At 35.0% G+C, this 18,173-nt stretch carries 24 protein-coding genes; all 24 read left to right on the top strand.

Translation table 11 applies throughout. The features are described from left to right. Positions 1–155 precede the first annotated feature (155 nt). The 24 genes from FXF36_RS05460 to FXF36_RS05340 all read left to right on the top strand — a co-directional run bounded on the left by FXF36_RS05460 (position 156) and on the right by FXF36_RS05340 (position 18,158). The gene (locus FXF36_RS05460) at positions 156–1,043 is read left to right on the top strand and encodes a hypothetical protein (RefSeq protein ID WP_151622829.1); all 888 of its coding nucleotides are present in this window, start codon (positions 156–158) and stop codon (positions 1,041–1,043) included. 282 nt (positions 1,044–1,325) lie between these two features. Continuing rightward, complete coding sequence (locus FXF36_RS05455) at positions 1,326–1,835, top strand: HNH endonuclease signature motif containing protein (RefSeq protein WP_151622828.1); 510 nt, start codon at positions 1,326–1,328, stop codon at positions 1,833–1,835. 219 nt (positions 1,836–2,054) lie between these two features. Continuing rightward, positions 2,055–2,756, top strand: a complete 702-nt coding sequence (locus FXF36_RS05450) for a DUF5688 family protein (RefSeq protein ID WP_151622827.1) — start codon at positions 2,055–2,057, stop codon at positions 2,754–2,756. 62 nt (positions 2,757–2,818) lie between these two features. Further along, positions 2,819–3,010, top strand: a complete 192-nt coding sequence (locus tag FXF36_RS05445) for a hypothetical protein (RefSeq protein WP_151622826.1) — start codon at positions 2,819–2,821, stop codon at positions 3,008–3,010. Further along, positions 3,003–3,863 (top strand): ArdC-like ssDNA-binding domain-containing protein, encoded by an 861-nt coding sequence (locus FXF36_RS05440; RefSeq protein ID WP_151622825.1) that lies wholly within the window; start codon positions 3,003–3,005, stop codon positions 3,861–3,863. The genes FXF36_RS05445 and FXF36_RS05440 overlap by 8 nt, the downstream gene beginning before the upstream one ends. 3 nt (positions 3,864–3,866) lie before the next feature. Then, positions 3,867–4,802: a YqaJ viral recombinase family nuclease gene (locus FXF36_RS05435; RefSeq protein WP_151622824.1), complete on the top strand. Its 936-nt coding sequence runs from the start codon at positions 3,867–3,869 to the stop codon at positions 4,800–4,802. Between the two features lie 15 nt (positions 4,803–4,817). Beyond that, positions 4,818–5,666 (top strand): hypothetical protein, encoded by an 849-nt coding sequence (locus FXF36_RS05430; protein ID WP_151622823.1) that lies wholly within the window; start codon positions 4,818–4,820, stop codon positions 5,664–5,666. Positions 5,667–5,967: 301 nt separating this feature from the next. Then, entirely contained in the window at positions 5,968–6,468 is a 501-nt protein-coding gene (locus FXF36_RS05425) for a helix-turn-helix domain-containing protein (RefSeq protein ID WP_174819719.1), read from the top strand. Between the two features lie 609 nt (positions 6,469–7,077). Continuing rightward, a complete protein-coding gene (locus FXF36_RS16555) occupies positions 7,078–8,184 on the top strand; it encodes a GNAT family N-acetyltransferase (RefSeq protein WP_243143583.1) in 1,107 nt (368 codons plus the stop codon). Positions 8,185–8,431: 247 nt separating this feature from the next. Further along, positions 8,432–9,097 carry a GDSL-type esterase/lipase family protein gene (locus FXF36_RS05410; RefSeq protein WP_151622822.1) on the top strand — a complete coding sequence of 222 codons (666 nt, stop codon included), beginning with the start codon at positions 8,432–8,434 and terminating at the stop codon, positions 9,095–9,097. Between the two features lie 26 nt (positions 9,098–9,123). After that, entirely contained in the window at positions 9,124–9,879 is a 756-nt protein-coding gene (locus FXF36_RS05405) for an alpha/beta hydrolase family protein (RefSeq protein ID WP_151622821.1), read from the top strand. Positions 9,880–9,903: 24 nt separating this feature from the next. Continuing rightward, entirely contained in the window at positions 9,904–10,827 is a 924-nt protein-coding gene (locus tag FXF36_RS05400; protein WP_151622820.1) for a hypothetical protein, read from the top strand. 122 nt (positions 10,828–10,949) lie between these two features. Beyond that, positions 10,950–11,249 carry a CPBP family intramembrane glutamic endopeptidase gene (locus FXF36_RS17005; protein WP_151622819.1) on the top strand — a complete coding sequence of 100 codons (300 nt, stop codon included), beginning with the start codon at positions 10,950–10,952 and terminating at the stop codon, positions 11,247–11,249. A 93-nt stretch (positions 11,250–11,342) separates the two neighbouring features. Continuing rightward, positions 11,343–11,654 (top strand): hypothetical protein, encoded by a 312-nt coding sequence (locus FXF36_RS05390; protein WP_151622818.1) that lies wholly within the window; start codon positions 11,343–11,345, stop codon positions 11,652–11,654. Positions 11,655–11,698: 44 nt separating this feature from the next. Next, positions 11,699–12,118 (top strand): ASCH domain-containing protein, encoded by a 420-nt coding sequence (locus tag FXF36_RS05385; protein ID WP_151622817.1) that lies wholly within the window; start codon positions 11,699–11,701, stop codon positions 12,116–12,118. A 110-nt stretch (positions 12,119–12,228) separates the two neighbouring features. Next, positions 12,229–13,326 carry an alpha/beta fold hydrolase gene (locus tag FXF36_RS05380; protein ID WP_151622816.1) on the top strand — a complete coding sequence of 366 codons (1,098 nt, stop codon included), beginning with the start codon at positions 12,229–12,231 and terminating at the stop codon, positions 13,324–13,326. A gap of 24 nt (positions 13,327–13,350) precedes the next feature. Beyond that, positions 13,351–13,743, top strand: a complete 393-nt coding sequence (locus FXF36_RS17000; protein WP_151625683.1) for a S66 peptidase family protein — start codon at positions 13,351–13,353, stop codon at positions 13,741–13,743. A 32-nt stretch (positions 13,744–13,775) separates the two neighbouring features. Next, positions 13,776–14,219, top strand: a complete 444-nt coding sequence (locus FXF36_RS05370; protein WP_174819717.1) for a GNAT family N-acetyltransferase — start codon at positions 13,776–13,778, stop codon at positions 14,217–14,219. A gap of 15 nt (positions 14,220–14,234) precedes the next feature. Next, positions 14,235–14,414, top strand: a complete 180-nt coding sequence (locus tag FXF36_RS16915; RefSeq protein WP_243143604.1) for an ASCH domain-containing protein — start codon at positions 14,235–14,237, stop codon at positions 14,412–14,414. A gap of 84 nt (positions 14,415–14,498) precedes the next feature. After that, complete coding sequence (locus tag FXF36_RS05360) at positions 14,499–14,987, top strand: GNAT family N-acetyltransferase (protein ID WP_151622814.1); 489 nt, start codon at positions 14,499–14,501, stop codon at positions 14,985–14,987. A gap of 239 nt (positions 14,988–15,226) precedes the next feature. After that, positions 15,227–15,790, top strand: coding sequence for an RNA polymerase sigma factor (locus FXF36_RS05355; protein WP_151622813.1), 564 nt, complete (start codon positions 15,227–15,229; stop codon positions 15,788–15,790). Next, positions 15,787–16,887, top strand: coding sequence for a DUF4179 domain-containing protein (locus tag FXF36_RS05350; RefSeq protein WP_151622812.1), 1,101 nt, complete (start codon positions 15,787–15,789; stop codon positions 16,885–16,887). Before FXF36_RS05355 ends, FXF36_RS05350 begins: the two co-directional genes overlap by 4 nt. 288 nt (positions 16,888–17,175) lie before the next feature. Continuing rightward, positions 17,176–17,670, top strand: a complete 495-nt coding sequence (locus tag FXF36_RS05345; RefSeq protein WP_243143582.1) for a GNAT family N-acetyltransferase — start codon at positions 17,176–17,178, stop codon at positions 17,668–17,670. Positions 17,671–17,675: 5 nt separating this feature from the next. After that, positions 17,676–18,158: a GNAT family N-acetyltransferase gene (locus FXF36_RS05340; protein WP_151622811.1), complete on the top strand. Its 483-nt coding sequence runs from the start codon at positions 17,676–17,678 to the stop codon at positions 18,156–18,158. Positions 18,159–18,173 lie beyond the last annotated feature (15 nt).

Here is an 18,173-nt window from a genome sequence, read left to right as displayed (position 1 = left end):
TTTTTATTTGAATAAAATTAGTTTGAAGATAATTTGGATATTAGGAGGTGTAGATAATATAGAACATGAGTAACAGTGGTGCATAGGAAAGAATGGTTTATGAGAATAATGAAGCCTACTAGAAAGGGTAGTTTTGTTTTAGGAGGGTTTCGCCTATGAGAAAGAAAATAAATTCTTTATTGATGTTACTAGTATTAGTTGTTTTAAGTTTTAGTAATTCAAGTGTTGCTAACGCAGAAGAATGTTTTACTATAAATGGATATACTTTTTATGAAAGTGATTTTCCATTAAGTACAGATTATCCTGATAATATTTATGAGTATTATTCAGATCCAACCGATCCAAAGACATATTTAAAATTTGAATTACAACCGATACCATATTGTAGTGATGTATTTTATACTTGGATTGGAGAAAATTGGTTCGACCAGCATTATACAGGATTAAATCCAGCTTTAGCACAACCTTGGTTATTTGCTAGATATGATGTAGTTAAAAAATATCTAGAAAGATATGAAACATATCATGAAGAATGGTTTTATAGTAGAGTACAAGAAAAACATTTAGGAACAATAAATCCACAAAACTTAGCATATATAGAATTTATAGATGATGATAAGTATTTTGGGGAAGTTCATATTTATAATCCTAATAATGTATCTCTTACTACAGAACAACCAATACAACAAGAAGAAACTAAAACAGAACAGCAACAAACTACAGAAACATCAATAGCACAAGCTGATACACAAGTAACAGAAGCTATAGAAACACCATTAAATAATACATATACTTCTAGTAACTTCACTATTACAACAGATAAAAGAAAGTTTGAAGCTACTTTAAATGAAGTAAGTAAACCTACTTATAAGGTTATTGTAAATGGTGTTGATATAAATTATTATCTGTTAAAGACAAGTACAAGTAATAAATTTACTTTTACTAATTTACAATCTGGTTGTACTTATAATGTAGAAGCCAGGGCAAGATCTAACTTTGGAGATAATGTGTATCAAGAAACATTGACTATTAAAATACCTTAATGAAATTATTTTAGAGCCCAGTAAGGCTGAGAAAAATTATAAAAAATTTTTTAGGGGTACCTACTGATATTTTATATTATCGATTAATCGTTATTACCCCCACCCACTTTCGAATATTGTTTTAGAACATTGTAAAGCTGAAGTAGCTAGGAAACTGGTTACTTCAGTTTTTTTATATAAAAAACCACCTCCTAATATACCTGCCGAAATGAGCAGAAACGACAGTATATATTACATTAGAGGGAATATATTTCCCTACTAACACAAAGGAGGGCAATATATATGCCACAGATACTAGAAATGAAGCAGATTTTTATCGATGGTGTTAAGTACATGGTTACAAGTGATGGAGAAGTATTCGGTGCATCTTTTAAAAAATTAAAGATAAGACCAAATACCAGTGGCTATGCCTGTATTACAGTAGGTTGTAAAGGCAGAAGAAGAAGCATTTCTGTTCATAGATTGGTTGCAGAAAGCTTTATTCCCAATCCTAATAATTTGCCTGAAGTAGATCATCTTGATGCAAATAGAATGAATCCTAGGAAGGATAATTTAGAATGGGTTACTCATAAAGAAAATGTACAAAGAGCATACGATAGAGGAAGTTTTGCTGGGAGAATGGTAGGAGAAAAAAATCCCAAAGCAAACCTTATTGAAGATAAAGTTATACAGCTTAGAGCAGAGTATAAAGCAGGAGCTACAGTTGCAGATTTATCAAGGAAATATTGTATTCCTTATAACACAGTAGGAAATGCAGTAAGAGGAATTACTTGGAAACATTTACCTTTATAAAAAAATATCGACCTGAACAAGTCGTTAAACTGTTCTTTTTTTATGCCCTTTGTAGGGTAGTACAACTAAATACAGCAATTGTTGAAAGGAGGTGAGTCAATGGAATCAACAATTATAACAACTATCCTTGTGCTGGCAATAATGATTCATTTATTCAAATCAAGGTAGAAAGCAGGAACAGATGTTAACAAAAATGTTTATTGAAAAGGAGATTTATCTATGATTACTAATTTTGAAATGAAGAAGGGTACATTAACTGATTTTAATTCTGTAAGGAATTTGGTTTGTCTTGAATTAATCAATGCTGAAAGAAATGTAAAGCTTCTTGAGGAGATACCTCATGTGAGAATACATGATTTGGCAGCAATTTTTATTGTAGTACCTGACACAGAAGTTATTGGTTCGGTTGCTATTGTGAACAATGAATTGATGAATTCTTGGGCAGTGGATGATGTGGACTCCTTATTTGAACTTGCGAAGAAGAATTCAGCCACCATATTGGATGCTACAGTTAATGACATTTTTTATGAGGTATTGAATTACATGGATAAAGAAGATGTATGTAGTGATATTAATACTGAGGTCATTAAAAGTTCAGGTAAGGTAGTTTTTAAGATGAATTCATACAGTGATTCAAAGATATTTGTTGCTACAAACAGTAAGAAGATACATGGAAGTGCAGTAATGTTGTACGATGATTTGCTTCATGGTTTTTCAGAAGTAATTGGAACGGATTTTTACATCATACCATGTTCTGTACATGAACTGATTTTTGTTCCTTGTATTGGAGATAATACTAACCCTAAGGACATAGTAGAAATGGTCTCATATGTGAATGCAAATGAACTATCCGAAAAGGATTTCCTCAGCAATCATATTTATAAATACCATTCAGGTACGGACTTCTTGGAGATGGTTTAGTCCCAAGAGGTTTTTAATTGCAAAAAAATTATAGTGATAGGTCATAGAAAGGAGTAAAACAAATGTGTTTATTACAAGGAGTTTCTATAACACCAGAGATGGCAGGAACATGCAGATTCTGTTCATTATACCTTAATACATGTATGCCTATAGTTGATAACGGTTTTGTATTTGGTGAGTGTGATAAAGATTATTGCATAGAATGCCCCTGCTATGGTGAGTGTGAAGATATGAAAGGGGGATGTAATGAGTAAGAACCAAGAGAAAATAAAAGCAGCCCTACAACAAATTGATGAGAGTTTGGAGACTATATCAACTGATGAGGACTGGCTTAGATATCTATATTTCCAATCAAGATTTTATAACTATTCTTTTGGAAATACAATGTTAATCTACCTTCAAAATCGTAATGCTACATATGTGAAGGGATACAAAGCATGGAATACCTTAGGAAGATATGTACGCAAGGGATCAAAGGGGCTTGCAATATTGGCGCCATGTATAAAGAAAAAGCTAGTTTCTGATGAAGAGGACTTGGAAAATGAGGTAAAGAAAAAAGTAATTACAGGCTTTAGGTTGGTCTATGTGTATGACATAGCTGATACTGATGGAGATGATAGTCAGCTGCCGGTACTTATAACAGGTCTTTCAGGAAATAGTGATGAAGAAAAACTGATTTATGAGAAACTGTATGAGTTTATTTCAAGCAAACATGTAGTACAGGAGGTAGAAGGAATAAATTCCAAGGGTAGTTACAATCTTGAGACAAGGGTAATTACTGTAAAGGCAGATATGGACTATATCCAAAAGGCTAAGACACTTTTACATGAGTACAGTCACCTTATAGACTTTGAGATGAATCCAGACGAAAATATCAGCAGGAATTGCAGAGAATTAATAGCTGAGTCTTGTGCGTATGTTGTTGCTTCGAGGCTAGGACTTGATACAAGTAGGTATAGCATGAGCTACATTCAATCATGGCTTAGAGATAAGAACGAGTTAAGAATGATAGCAGATACGGTACAAAAAGTATCATACAGGATAATTACAGAGTTAGCAGGGTCTTCGGACTCTGCTTTTTCTATTTTAAGAGAAAGTGAGGACTAGGGTATGAACGTAAATATTTTGGTAGAAACAAACAATTTAACAAGAGAAGAATGGCTTAACTATCGTAGACAAGGTATAGGTGGCTCTGATGTTAGTGCTTTACTTGGAATTAACAAATGGAAATCTGAATTAGAACTATGGCTTGATAAGGTAGGCCAGAGCAAAGACGACTTCAATGATAATGAAGCAATACAGTGGGGAAGTTTGCTAGAGCCAATAATTAGAAAGCATTTTGCTGAGGTGACAGGTAAGAATGTCAAAGAAGTAAAGGCTATATTACAACATCCAGCATATAAATTTATGTTAGCTGATGTAGATGGCATTACAGAGGATGATGACCATAATCCTGCAATACTTGAGATCAAGACTGCATCTGAGTTTAAACGTGGTGAATGGGAAAATGATGTGCCAACCTATTACCAAACTCAGGTACAACATTATTTGTTTGTTACAGGCCTTAAGAAAGCCTACGTGGCAGTGCTTATAGGTGGTAATACCTTTAAAATATTTGAGGTTGAAGCAGATGAGCATATTCAGGATATGCTGGTATCAGTTGAAAAGAACTTTTGGGATAAGGTCATTAGTGGAACTAGACCTGAAGTAGATGGTTCTGATGCTGCAAAAAGTTTTCTTGATAACTTGTATGATGGAGGAATTACAGAAGAAGTGGTTTTACCAGAAGAGGTTAATCAATATGTTAATTCATATGTTGAAGCATGTATGCAGGAAGATGAAGCAAAATCACTTAAACAAGAGGCAGCTAATCATATCAAGGAATATATGGGGAATAATGAAAAGGCTACATGTCTGAATCATGTTATCAGCTGGCAGACAGTTACAACAGATAGACTTGATACCAAGGCCTTGAAGCAAGATAAACCTGAGGTATATGCAAGCTATGTAAAAACAAGTTCTAGTAGAAGATTTATGGTTAAGTAAGGATGGTGAAAATATATGAATAAGCAGATAGATTTAAAAGAGTTATTAGAGGGTAAATTACAATCATTGGAGCCAATAGAAGAGGCTATAAAGGCAATTGAAGCTGCTGATCTATCAGTTCCAAAGAACCTAATGTTTAGTGCAGAAAGTGCAGAATTTAAACCTGAAACTAAACCAGTAACCTTATTAGGTAGTAAGAGCATGACTGTAGAAGAAGCCAAAGCATTTAATGATGAGATGAACAGGTTTATAGATACAGTCTTAATATCTGGTGTTGATTATGGAGTGATACCACATTGCAGTAAACCAACGATACTTAAATCTGGTGCAGAGAAAATAATGAATTACCTTGGCTTAATTGCCAGAACAGAAATTGTTAATAGGGTTGAAGATTATGAAAAAGGTTTCTTTAGTTATGAAATCAAGGTGTTTCTTATTGATTACAATGGGGTAGTAAAAGGTGAAGGTATAGCTACTTCAAACACTAGAGAATCAAAATATGCCAAACAAAATGGGTTTACCATGCAGAATGTTGTTCTTAAGATGGCAAAGAAGAGAGCTCTTGTAGATGGAATACTAAATGTTGGAAACCTTAGTGCTAGATTTACTCAAGATGTTGAGGATATGGAAATTGAGGGAAGTAGTTATAATTCATCTAAAGGTAATACAGTAAGTAACACAATGCCTTCAGTTGCTACAGAGAAGCAGATTAAGTACTTAGAATTATTGATGAATCTTAATAATGTTACTGAAGAAGCAATGAAATCATACCTGCGTAAACATTATGGGATAGAGGATTATCACTGCTTATCAGGAGTACAGATCTCAGAGATTATTAAGAAGTTTAATAATGCTACTAAGTAGGAATAAATTACCTGGTTAATTAGAATAGGGGAGTGGCTGTAGAGCATAGCATCTATGGTTGCTCTCCTAATATTAATATGTCTATATCTTTATGGAAGCAGTATTCAGTTCTTGTGCTGGATGCCTACCGGCATAATTGTATGTTTTTTATGAATATTAAGCATTTTATTAGCATGCTGTTAACTCATATATAAACCAACTATAGGTATATACTTATCATATGGAGGTTTTTAATGAATCCTGTACTAAATGTCTATAATTTCTACATTACTGTCATATATAAGAGTGAAGGAGAATTACTATGTTTGTAGATATGAAGCCTGTAATAGCTAAGAAATTACGTGAGATTAGGATTAAAAAGGGGTGGTCTCAAGCCTTTGTTGCTAGACAACTAGGTTTATCCATAAGAACCATATCTAGACTTGAAAATTGTCATGGTTTATCAAATAGAAACCTTGAAAGGATATGCCTGCTCTATGGAACAAATCTAAAAGAACTTTGTGAGATACCAACTACTAAATCATTACGAAGAAGAAATATTATTTCAGAGGAAACAATATTTAACATTCTTCTTAATCATCCATTCATATCAGATATTGAACATGAGTCAATACATCAGTTTGTAAATCTAGTATTACAAGAGGCTAGATTTGATAGAGACGTTATTGAAGATATAGTTTTGTCTGCTACTAATAAACGTGGTACCTACAACATGTCTGATGTAGTTTGGTGTTGTATGGTTGTGAATATGAGGGTGCTGGACATAATTACTACTCTAAATGAAGAAGCATCTTATTATTAATGCAAACAATACTATATTAACCTATACATACTTGAAGAAGGGGGAGGTAACTATTATAATTAGGGTCTCAAGGTTAGTTTACTATGACAAAGGGCAAAGCTTTTTATCCGCTTAGGGGCAAAGAACTTTACTCTTCAACAATTTAAAATAAACAAAAATAGACCTTGAGTCTGAGTCGTTTTAAACTTCTCGACCAAGGTCTATTTTTGTTTTATAAGACCTGATTAACCTTGAAAATAAGGCATTTATCAGTACCGTAAACCAGAGTGAAAGGTTAACCCAGTTTAAGATAATCCATAAAGTGTTATTTGTTTTAAGGGGATAAAGAACTTTGCCCTTTGCAGGATAAAGAGTATTGCCCCTGAACAAAACAAAAATCTTTATACTGAGAAAAACGTGACATTTGATTAGTTTTGTGGTATAAACAAATGGTCGTGCTATGAATGTATAGTTCGTAGCACGGCTTTTTTTATGAAATAACAAATTGGAGGAAAATGAAATGGTAATGTTTTTAAAGTTAAGAAATATCTAAAAGCATGAGACTTATTGAATAGTTTCATGCTTCGATCAACTCGAAACTAAAAAACTATTTATATAAGGAGAATCGAAATGATATTTCAGGACAATATAATTAAAGAGTATTTAAGAAACGTTTACTTTATTACAGGTACACCTTGCGGAGGCAAGACAACAGTTTCCAGAGCACTTAGTAAGAGGTTTGGTATTCCAGTGTACGATATTGATGAACATTTTCCAGTTCATCAGGCTTTATCGGATAAAGAGCATCAGCCAAACATGAATAAAAGATTTGGAAGTGCAGATGAGTTCTTTGGCAGAAAGCCAGAGGAGTACAAGCAGTGGCTGCTTGATAACACAAGGGAGCAGCTGGATTTTGTACTACTGGATATTATGAGATTATCTCAGAATGGGCCTGTTATTTGTGATTGCCATTTGACACTAGACCAGGCAAAGACATTAACTGATCCATCTAGAATAGCATTTATGCTGCGAGAGCCTGTTGATATAGTTGATGAGTATTGCAACAGACTAGACCATCAGGGATTTAAACAGTTTATAGAAAGTACTACTGATCCTGAGGCTGCAAAGGCAAACTGTAATGAAACTCTATGTTCTTTGAATGCCAATCCTTATAATTCCATTAAGAACAGCGATTACTTCTGGCTTGAGCGTGACGAAAACAGAACTGTTGAGGAAACAGCGAATCTTGTTGCTAAGCATTTCGGATGGTGTTTATTTGAAGCTTTTGAGATACAAAAGGTCGATAAAGGCACACGGTTGGCAGATGATTTATTGAAGTTTATAGAGGGCTGTTCATGGATTGAAGTAAAGGAGCACATCGCAAACCTTGTGAGAAACTGGGAGTTCTCTGATTGGGAGACCATGTTCGTAGCAAAGGTTAACGGTAATATAATCGGAATGGCATCTGTTATGAAAGAGGATTATTATCCTTTGCCTGAACTATATCCTTGGGTATCCTGCGTGTTTGTGTCAGAAGAATACCGTGGATACAGAATAAGCGGAAAGCTGATTGATTTCGCCAATGAGTATCTGAAGGAGCAGGGATTCACAAGAAGTTATATTCCTACACCTTGGGAAAACGCTGGATTATACGAGCACTTTGGATATTCTTTCGTAAAGGAGATTACTAACTACGGTGGCGATGATGATTTCCTGTATTCAAAGGAAATAAAGTAAATATGGATTAAGTTTATAGATATCTTCAAGAGAGCCGAGAAATCGGCTCTCTTTTGATTTGGTGACAATATTGGGATATACCTTAGATTTTTGACGAGTTTGAAAAAAATGTAAGGGTGAAAATGTAATGTAAAAGATACACGGATTTCAAAAAAGAATACCTGTTTTTAATTGTTATACAAATATAATATGAGTATAATTCAGGTGAAATATTAGGCTTAAAATATACTATAAGGGGGAAGCAAAAATGAATAAAGAAGATATACTTTATAAATATTTTAAAGAAGAGAAAATTGGAAAGGTAAAGCTTTTTGCACATTTAAATATAAATTCAAAAAAGGGACAGATTTTATTTGTGGGATCTTCATTGATGGAGCAGTTTCCTGTAAATGAGATTCAGCAAAAATACAACCTGGGGAAGATTATTTATAACAGAGGAATAGGAGGCTTTACAATTCCTGAAATGCTAGATGCTATAGAAGAGCAGATTTTTGAATTAGAACCAGCAGTGATATTTCTAAATATTGGCACCAACGATATAAGCGCCCCTGAGTGGAGTAAAGCAAAATTTGAGGAAGATTATGGAAAATTGTTGAGATTAATTAAAGAACGTCTTCCTAAAACGAGGGTTTTTCTGATGAAGTATTACCCTGTGAATGAAGAAGTGGCTGAAAGCATGCCTGGGGATGGTTATATCAAGGCAGTAAGAAATAGAATTGAAAGAATGGATATCGCAAATAATGTGGTGCGTGATTTGGCTCAGAATTATGGATATAGATATATAGATGTAAATGCCGGAATTATGAATGAAAATGGTCAGGTAAAAAAAGAACTGTCTAAAGATGGAATTCATATGTGGCCAGAGGCATATGAGATTATTTTTGAAAATATGAAGAGCTATATTTTGGAGTAAGTAATGAAACAAATCGATATAGCTTTATGTCAAATAAAGGCCAGTCTCTATGTGGATATATGTATCAAGCCAGTGATTCTGCAAAAGGGATTATAGTATTTGCTCACGGACTTGGGGGCGGAGGACACAATAGTTATATGAGCTGCATCAATTACTTGGCAAGCAACGGGTTTATGGTATTTGCTTATGATGCAACTGGAAATGATGAAAGCGAAGGGGATGGAGTTAATGGAATACCACAAGGCGTGATTGACTTGGATTATGCCATTTCTTTTGTGGAAAGCTATGAGGAATTCCCAGATTTACCAATCCTGTTATTTGGTCATAGCTGGGGAGCATATAGTGTGTGCTCAGTTTTAAAATACCATCCAGAGGTACAGGCTGTGATTGCCTGTTCCGGATTTAATAAATCTACAGACATTATCGAAATTCAAGGGAAAAAGGAGATTGATAACGGCATTTATGCGATGTTACCTTTTATGAAGCTTTATGAAGCAGTTCAATTTAGGCAATATGCTTCTGCTGACTCTTTATCAGGTATTGCATCTTCTACGGCGCCTATTATGATAGTCCAAAGCAGTGATGATGAGGTAGTTCCGTTGGATTATGGATATAATCTTTTTTATTCAAAATTGAAAACCGATGAAGGAGTCAGCTTTGTTAAGGTGAATAAGCTGGGACATAATCTTGGTTTTGAAAAATACAAGATAGACAAATATTACGACAAGCAAAGTGAAAATCTTTTTAACAGCTTTGTAGATTTTTATAACAAGAGTATTTAAACATTATTTGGGAGGAATAGGTATATGACAAAGAAAATTACAATTATAGCCATAATCATTGTATTGATGATAGGCGGAGTGCTACTTGTAGAAAAGCATTATAAGACAGAGAACACTACAGAAAGTGCAGCGGGAAGTACTATTCAATCGGAACAGGTTGATGAGGAAGAAACAACTGAGGCAGCAAGTGCCGATGTTTCAAGTACTGACACTGAAAGTCAAATATATGATATTGAAGAAATCACAACATTAGAGGATGGCTTTTTAAAGCTTGAACCTGATTGTAATTACTATTTTAACTGGGATACTTCTGCTATTGAGGAAAATGAAGACGGCAGTTTTACAGGGACTTTTGATCGAGCATCTGTTTTTATACCAGTCGTAATCACAGATGACATGTTTTCAAGTATTGAACTTGGATGTGAATTGCCAAAGGTTGATCATCTAGCTTATAAATGGGGTGATTTTAAGTGTGTTCAGATTCAGGATGGAAAGAAATACTTTGTAGATAGCTGTTATGATTCTGTTGACGAAGCAAAGAACGATGATTCATTGACAATATGTTTTGATGAATCTTGCAAAGATAGCAAGGGAAATATCTTTGTTTGTACAGATTCAGATCCAGACGATGAAGGGTATGGCAAGGAGTACGAGTGTAAAGATATTGAGTGTCAGGTAAAAGTAAAATTTGCAGCAGATGCAAAAATAAAATATATGAAGTCTATCGAGACAAAGACTATCGATGATTATGTTACAGATGACATTACATATGATACTGTGGATTTTAAGACTTTTCTATCAGAGGATATAATGTCTGGTTATGGTGATTTTGCTGCAAGAGAATGGGACGTGAACACTGACTCATGGCATGGTACAGGTGAGCTACGTGCGACAGGAAATGAGGCAGGCGAACTAGTATTTATCGAGGAATTTTGGCCAGCGGGATAAAATGAAGTTTTTAATGATTGAAACAAATAATGATAAGAAAAGCATTTTAGTTTTTTATATAGTTACCCTACTAATTAGTGCAGTATTAGAAGGAATTACAATAGCTACAGGATGCATGGCATATGCCAATTATTCTTAGTGGACAATATCAGGCAAGTGTGAATATAATATATGGACTAATCAGTTTCTTTATAGAAGTAATGATTTTGACAATGATTTTTTGCTGGTCACGAAAGTCTAGTGGAAGTGTCATTCCAGCAATTATATTACATACTACACACAACTTGGTTGACCAGTCATATTTACAGCCGCTTAGTACAAATGCAAACGTCCCATATCTCAGTGGAGAACAGGGGATTATTACCATTATAGTAGGCACATTAATGGTAATTGTTTTATGGTTAGTAGAAGTTAAGGAATGATTATGAAAACATGAATCTTTTTTCATGTTCTGCAGAACAGGATTCTTGATAACAATATTATTGTAGTGAGTGGAGAAGGGAGATAAGAATTAAATGATTGGATTTTCTATAATGATGTGGTTTGTAGCTATCTTGTTACTTTTTGTGGGGATTTCTCTTTTAAAAGGGAATCATGTACTAATGCATGGTCGGGTATATGATAATACAAACGACAAAGAAAAATACGCCACGGCAGTTGGAAAACCGGTTCTAGTATTGGCCATTGGAATTGCAGCAAGTGGAGTTGCAGCAGTTGTTACAGGTAATATAATTATTTCACTTTTTATCATAGTTGGGACTGTTATTATAGCTGCACTATGGTTCGTAAATATACAGAAAAGATTTGTGGTAGATAAGGCACAATAGGTAGATATGGTGTATTTGAGGAAGGAAATTAACGGCTAATAAAAATGACAGCAGAACAATTATGGCAAAAATCAGGATTAACAGGTGAATATGAAGCATGGGCATTTTCTGATGCCCCAGATAAATTGGCAGCACTTGTGTGTGAAGGAACAAAAACAGCAACATGCTCATCCTACGATATGTATGCAGTAGAAAATGAACCGATTCCAAAAGTTGGAGATTATAGCATTATTCTTGATTCTAAGGACAATGCAGTCTGTATTGTACGCACATCTAAGATTACAATTTGTCCTTATAAGGATGTAACTGCGGAGCATGCATATAAAGAGGGCGAAGGTGATAGAAGCCTTGATTATTGGCGTCAGGTTCATAAAGAATTCTTGGAGAGCGAACTTGAATCAATAGATATGGCTTTTAGTGAAGATGCAAAAGTTATTTGTGAAGAGTTTGAATTGATAAAATAATGCTTATATTCTCAGAAGGAGTATTCTCGTGAGTTGCTGGAGGAATATAAGCATATTTTAGGATGATGTAAAGGAAAAAGTTGTATGGTCAGTAGAAGCTAAGGAGTGGTATGAAAACAAAGAGAAATATATCATTAAAAATAGCTAAAGTAATAGGAATAATTATTGCAGTGCTAATTTTCCTGTGTCTTCTAGCTACAGTGGGATTTAGAGGTTTAAACTATATCCATCACAAAATCTTATACAAGAATGGTGTTAATGAGACTACCTATATTGATATTAATGGGCAGGAACAATATGTAATGATGATGGGTCAGGATGCGACTAATCCTGTAATTATTTATTTACATGGCGGACCTGCTGGACCAGATACTTTCATGACTTATTGTTTTTCTGATTATCTTACTGATGAATATACATTTATTGGTTGGGACCAGCGCGGTTGTGGAAGGACTTATTATAAAAACATAAAAGAAGATCCAAATAACGAAACAGTATCTTTTGATCAAGCTTTAGATGATTTGGATGAACTCGTCAATTATGCATGTGATAGATTTGGCCAGGATAAAGTAATAATCATGGGACATTCCTATGGCACAACTTTAGGAAGTACTTATGTAAAGCAGCATCCTGAAAAGGTGCAGGCTTATATTGGTATAGGTCAGCTAGTTTCATTAGAGGATGCTGATATATATAGCTATCATGATGCTGTTGCTAAGGCACAATTGGCAGGAGATGATACAACTGATATGGACAATGCTTTCCAGAACTTCTGCGATAACCCTGGCATTCCAACATTAATTACGTTGAGAGGATATACTTCTAAATATCATCCTGTAGAAAATGAGTCAGGCCAAGTAGGACTAGCATGGTTTTCGCCATATACAAACATTGACGATTTGAAGTGGTTTTCAAAGCAACTAGGAGATGTTGATAGGTTCGTAGAGCTAAACAAACCTTTATATGACACACTGATGACATTTAGCGTATATGATGATTCATTAGATTATGAAGTGCCAGTTTGTTTTGTTTCAGGCGCGGATGATTGGGTTTGCCCAACTGACAAGACTGCAGAATACTATGAAGCAATTACAGCTCCACAGAAAAAAATGTATGTAATTGATAAATGTGGTCACGATGTTCATTTTGCTAACCCAGAGGAATTTGATGAGGATGTAAAGGCGTTTCTGGATTCAATAGAAGAGTAACTACTAAAAAACACAATTTTCTGACTGTGTATTTGTAGAGCAGGCAGCGAGATTATTGAAAGGAAGATATGGCCTGATTGTGATGGATGGAAAGACAAGATTCTTCTTGTTGAAACAAGTGAAGATAAGCTAAGTCCCGAGCTGATAACATATTATCTGAGGAACCTTGGCGCACAAGGAATACTGAATCAAATCAAGGGAATTGTTGTTGGAAAAACTCAGGATGAGCAGTTCTATGAGGAGTACAAAGAGGTTTATCGTACTGTGTTAAATGAGTTTAACTGTCAATCCCTGCCGGTTATTTACAATGTAAACATAGGTCACGCTGTTCCTACCGGAATGCTACCATTAGGGATAAAATGTGAAATCAATCTTGATCAAAAAACTATACGGTTACTTGAATCGGCGACAGAGTAGTAGAAGATGCAAAAATTAGGGGCATTCGAGCTATGAAAATATATGAAGTAGTAGTTAATAAAAGAGATTATATGGATTTGCTTTTTCTTGCTGATGAGCAGGAGGACATGATTGATAAATACCTGGATAAAGGAACTATGTATGTGCTAGATGATGACGGTGTGAAAGGAGAATGTGTTGTCACAGATGAAGGTAATGGTGTCCTTGAAATAAAGAATATCGCAGTCGTTCCAGAATCTCACGGTAAGGGGTACGGAAGACTTCTCATAAAATTTATTTCTGAGAAGTATGCGGGGAAATATATGACACTACAAGTAGGGACTGGAGATAGCCCACTAACCATTCCTTTTTATGAAAAATGTGGGTTTAGGAAACATCACAAAATAAAAAACTTCTTTCTGGATAATTATGATCATCCTATTATCGAGGAAGGAGTTCAGTTGGTAGACATGGTGTATTTGAGGAAGGAAATATAAAATGACAGCAGAACAATTTGTCCTTTTACTGATGTAACTGCAGAGCATGCTTTTAAAGAGGGTGAAGGCGATAGAAGCCTTGATTATTGGCGTCAGGTTCATAAAGAATTCTTGGAGAGCGAACTTGAATCAATAGATATGGCTTTTAGTGAAGATGCAAAAGTTATTTGTGAAGAGTTTGAATTGATAAAATAATGATTATATTCTCAGAAGGAGTATTCCCATGAGCTGCTGGAGGAATATAAGCATATTTTAGGATGATGTAAAGGAAATAGTTGAATGGTCATGCGAGTAATAGAAAAAGCTACAACAAAAGACAAAGACGAAATTCTTAAACTATATAAATCTCAGTTGGGCAGGAAATACTGTCCATGGAATGAAGACTATCCTTCAATGGAAACAATCGATTTTGATTTATCTAGAGATGCGCTACTTGTAATGCGCCAAGAGGGCAAGATAATAGCCGCAATATCCGTTGATGACGATGAAGAGGTTAATAATTTGGAGTGTTGGACATCTGAATTACAACCTGGCGGCGAACTTTCACGTCTTGCAGTTAGCCCTGATTGTCAAAGTAAAGGCTTAGCAAAAGAAATGATAGAAAAAGGCTTGGAAGAGCTTAAAGACAGAAGCTATAAAAGCCTGCACTTCTTGGTAAATAGACATAATTTAAAAGCACTTAAATGTTATTCTGCCTTCCCATTTAACAAGGTTGGCGAGTGTGAGATATATGAGCAGCCAATGCTTTGCTATGAGATGGAATTGTAATTGGATATCAGGGATTTTTAATAGACCATGATGAAGAAAATGCATATACAGAATATTAAAAAAGAACAATATAGACCAAAAAGAAAATTAATTAAAAAAAGAATAGGTACCAATTATAAGGGACTCTTTTAGGGTCCCCATTATTATGTTGAAAAAAATTAAAAAATATGTAATACACAAATCTAAATCCTGTCTATATAGATGTAAGGCCTACAAATAAAAATTCGAAGGGAGCAATAATGAAAGACGAGGAGATAATAGAGTTATATTTCAATCGTAATGAGCGTGCAATAGAAGAGACTGATATTAAGTATGGTAATTATCTGGCATCTATAGCAGGAAATATTTTAAAGTGTGCAGAGGATGTTGAAGAAACCCTCAATGACACTTACATGAAAGCATGGAAGAGAATTCCACCAACAAGACCTCAGATATTTAGAATATTTTTGGGGAAGATTACACGTAACATTGCTTTTAATAAATACGAAAGTATGATAGCGAAAAAAAGGGGCGGTGGACAGATAGCGGATGTATTAGATGAACTAGATGAATGTATCCCAGGTTCATCTGATGTTGAATCATCAATTCTTGGAACCGAGCTGTCAGGGATTATCAGAGACTTCGTAAATGAGTTGCCTGAAAAAGAAGCGTACATTTTTTCTTGCAGATATTTCTATACAGAAGATATCAGTACAATTGCAAAGAAATTTAATATGACTAGTAATAATGTGTCTGTGACACTTAGCAGATTAAGAGCAAAGCTAAAGAGAAGACTTGTAAGGGAGGGATATTTAGCATCATGAAAAGTAGAGATTTATATATAAGCATGGTTGGAATAGATGATACTATTTTGGCAAAAGCATATAGATATTCTGAAGGAAGAAAAGTTGTTAAATTCCATAAAAGATTGTCAGTTGCAGCATGTATTTGCCTAGTTTTATTTGCTTCAGCGACAGCAGTAGCTGCAATACACCATTTCTGGGGAAGAGGAATGAGTGGAGCGCTAAAATCAACAGATGTACAGCAACAGACTCTGACAGAGCAGGGACAGGCTATCGTTTATCCAGAGCTTAAAGATTATTCATCATATCAGGTGACAGACCAGGGGGTAACAATTTCTCCAGATACAGTTGTGGTTGATGATAAATTTGCTTATGTTTCTTTCAAGGTTTCAGGCCTAAACGTGAGTGAAAAGGAAGAACCTGGCGCAGAGGTAGACTATTATTTAGGAGATGATAAAGGTTCAGAATCATCATGGTTAAATGGAAGCAGTTCTTTCTATGATGGAATCATGATTGATGACAATGGTATGGGAGTCTATGAAGATGGTTCACCACTAGAGCAGGATGGTTTTATCGGACATTACCTTGATGAGAATGGTGATCTAGAATATGTAATTCAAATTCATGCTGTAGAAGGATTGAATACAATTTTGGGAAATACACTTCATGTGGATTTCACATCTCTTGGAGTATTTAAAGCTGCAGCATCTTACGATGAGCGTGTAAAAGGAAATTGGAATTTTGCTTTAGAATTTCCAACTGTTAGTAATAGCCAAACAATTAAGGTAAACAAGGACGTTCCAAACAGCAATTGCACTATTACAACTATTGATATATCGCCTGTATCTATTACTGTAAACTACAAGGTTAATGGTAAACTTGAGGCAAGCGAAGATTGCCTAGGAATTCCACAGTTTACTGGATTTGTGATGAAAGATGGTACAAGAATGCCATACGTAGCCAATGGCGGCTCTGATGGATTTGCTGATGAATCAAAAGAATATGCGGTTTGCTCAAGATGCTTCGATAGAGTTGTAGATATAGAAGAAGTTAAATCACTTATCATGTGGCCTGACGATGAGGGCGGAAAAGATAAGGTAGAGGTTGAAATACAATAATAGCTTTGGAAAAAAAGTGTAAAACATTTAAAAGGTGGTAGCCTATGTGCTACCACTTTTTTTGCCCTAACCTTTATGTTTTATATGTAAAAAATAATCGAAAGGGGTAGGAGCAAAGATGGAAGAGGAGAATAGCTGGTACCCAGTATGAAAGAGCTGAGGAATTGCTAAAAACAGCTAATATACTTCTTGAAGAAGAGGATTATTAAAACGCAAGATATGAGTTGGCAGCAGAATGGATATCGTATATTATGAAAAAGATTAGAGGTAATATTGCAGGTATTTAATGTGGATGATTTTATTTTAATTGATGCAAGAAAAAGAATTGTACCAGTAACGGAAAAAAACATAGCTGATGCTGCAAGGATTCATTCCATATCATGGCAGGAATCACATCGTGCATTTTGTAATGAAGCTTTTATCTTAAAGCATGATGTGGAGCACCAGATGGAATATATCAGAGAAAAAATTAAAAACGGTAGCAAATTTTATCTGCTTTATGATAAAGAGCCAGTTGCGGTTGTATCGATAAATGAGGGGCTTATAGAAGATTTATATGTTTTACCGTCACAGCAAAACAAAGGGTATGGAACGCAATTGCTTGGCTATGTTGTTGCTAAGATTCAGAAGTTGGGACTAATCCCATCTCTATGGATATTAGAGAATAACAAGGGCGCGGAGCGCCTGTATTTGCGACAGGGATTTGTTCATACCGGAAATAGAAATCATATTACAGGCAAGCTTGATGAGGTGGAATACATATTAAGAGATTCTGGGAGATAATGAATATGATACGACTAGAAGCAGTGAATGGAAAAAATGTATGGGAGTTATTGAAGCTTTCGGTGGAGGACTCTCAGAGGAAGTTTGTGGCTAGTAATGATACAAGTATTATAGAGGCATACACAACCATTACCGCCCATGGATATGCATATCCATTTGGAATATATGATGGTGATATTCCTGTGGGATTCTTAATGATTGGTTTTGATAAAGATGATTATTGGGATGATGCGCCAGCCATTGCAACTGGAAATTACAATCTTTGGCGCTTAATGATAGATAAAAAATATCAGTACAAGGGATATGGTGCACAAGCTGTGAAGCTTGCGCTCGATTTTATCAAGTCATTTCCATGTGGAAGGGCAGAATATTGTTGGCTGTCTTATGAACCAGAAAATGAAACCGCCAAGAAATTATATGCAAAATATGGTTTTGTCGAAAATGGCGATATGGATGGAGAAGAAACCATAGCAGTTTTAAAACTCTAATGTTGTCTTGCACAA

Origin of the sequence: Pseudobutyrivibrio xylanivorans, from assembly GCF_008935055.1 — a bacterium.
Classification (GTDB): domain Bacteria; phylum Bacillota; class Clostridia; order Lachnospirales; family Lachnospiraceae; genus Pseudobutyrivibrio; species Pseudobutyrivibrio xylanivorans_A.
The sequence above is the reverse complement of the archived record's forward strand: the minus strand, read 5'-3'. Positions and strand labels throughout refer to the sequence as shown.

Coding starts and splice junctions, on each gene's coding strand:
- FXF36_RS05460 (WP_151622829.1), top strand. CDS start 156: ATGAGAAAGAAAATAAATTCTTTATTGATGTTACTAGTATTAGTTGTT.
- FXF36_RS05455 (WP_151622828.1), top strand. CDS start 1,326: ATGCCACAGATACTAGAAATGAAGCAGATTTTTATCGATGGTGTTAAG.
- FXF36_RS05450 (WP_151622827.1), top strand. CDS start 2,055: ATGATTACTAATTTTGAAATGAAGAAGGGTACATTAACTGATTTTAAT.
- FXF36_RS05445 (WP_151622826.1), top strand. CDS start 2,819: ATGTGTTTATTACAAGGAGTTTCTATAACACCAGAGATGGCAGGAACA.
- FXF36_RS05440 (WP_151622825.1), top strand. CDS start 3,003: ATGAGTAAGAACCAAGAGAAAATAAAAGCAGCCCTACAACAAATTGAT.
- FXF36_RS05435 (WP_151622824.1), top strand. CDS start 3,867: ATGAACGTAAATATTTTGGTAGAAACAAACAATTTAACAAGAGAAGAA.
- FXF36_RS05430 (WP_151622823.1), top strand. CDS start 4,818: ATGAATAAGCAGATAGATTTAAAAGAGTTATTAGAGGGTAAATTACAA.
- FXF36_RS05425 (WP_174819719.1), top strand. CDS start 5,968: ATGTTTGTAGATATGAAGCCTGTAATAGCTAAGAAATTACGTGAGATT.
- FXF36_RS16555 (WP_243143583.1), top strand. CDS start 7,078: ATGATATTTCAGGACAATATAATTAAAGAGTATTTAAGAAACGTTTAC.
- FXF36_RS05410 (WP_151622822.1), top strand. CDS start 8,432: ATGAATAAAGAAGATATACTTTATAAATATTTTAAAGAAGAGAAAATT.
- FXF36_RS05405 (WP_151622821.1), top strand. CDS start 9,124: ATGTCAAATAAAGGCCAGTCTCTATGTGGATATATGTATCAAGCCAGT.
- FXF36_RS05400 (WP_151622820.1), top strand. CDS start 9,904: ATGACAAAGAAAATTACAATTATAGCCATAATCATTGTATTGATGATA.
- FXF36_RS17005 (WP_151622819.1), top strand. CDS start 10,950: ATGCCAATTATTCTTAGTGGACAATATCAGGCAAGTGTGAATATAATA.
- FXF36_RS05390 (WP_151622818.1), top strand. CDS start 11,343: ATGATTGGATTTTCTATAATGATGTGGTTTGTAGCTATCTTGTTACTT.
- FXF36_RS05385 (WP_151622817.1), top strand. CDS start 11,699: ATGACAGCAGAACAATTATGGCAAAAATCAGGATTAACAGGTGAATAT.
- FXF36_RS05380 (WP_151622816.1), top strand. CDS start 12,229: ATGAAAACAAAGAGAAATATATCATTAAAAATAGCTAAAGTAATAGGA.
- FXF36_RS05370 (WP_174819717.1), top strand. CDS start 13,776: ATGAAAATATATGAAGTAGTAGTTAATAAAAGAGATTATATGGATTTG.
- FXF36_RS05360 (WP_151622814.1), top strand. CDS start 14,499: ATGGTCATGCGAGTAATAGAAAAAGCTACAACAAAAGACAAAGACGAA.
- FXF36_RS05355 (WP_151622813.1), top strand. CDS start 15,227: ATGAAAGACGAGGAGATAATAGAGTTATATTTCAATCGTAATGAGCGT.
- FXF36_RS05350 (WP_151622812.1), top strand. CDS start 15,787: ATGAAAAGTAGAGATTTATATATAAGCATGGTTGGAATAGATGATACT.
- FXF36_RS05340 (WP_151622811.1), top strand. CDS start 17,676: ATGATACGACTAGAAGCAGTGAATGGAAAAAATGTATGGGAGTTATTG.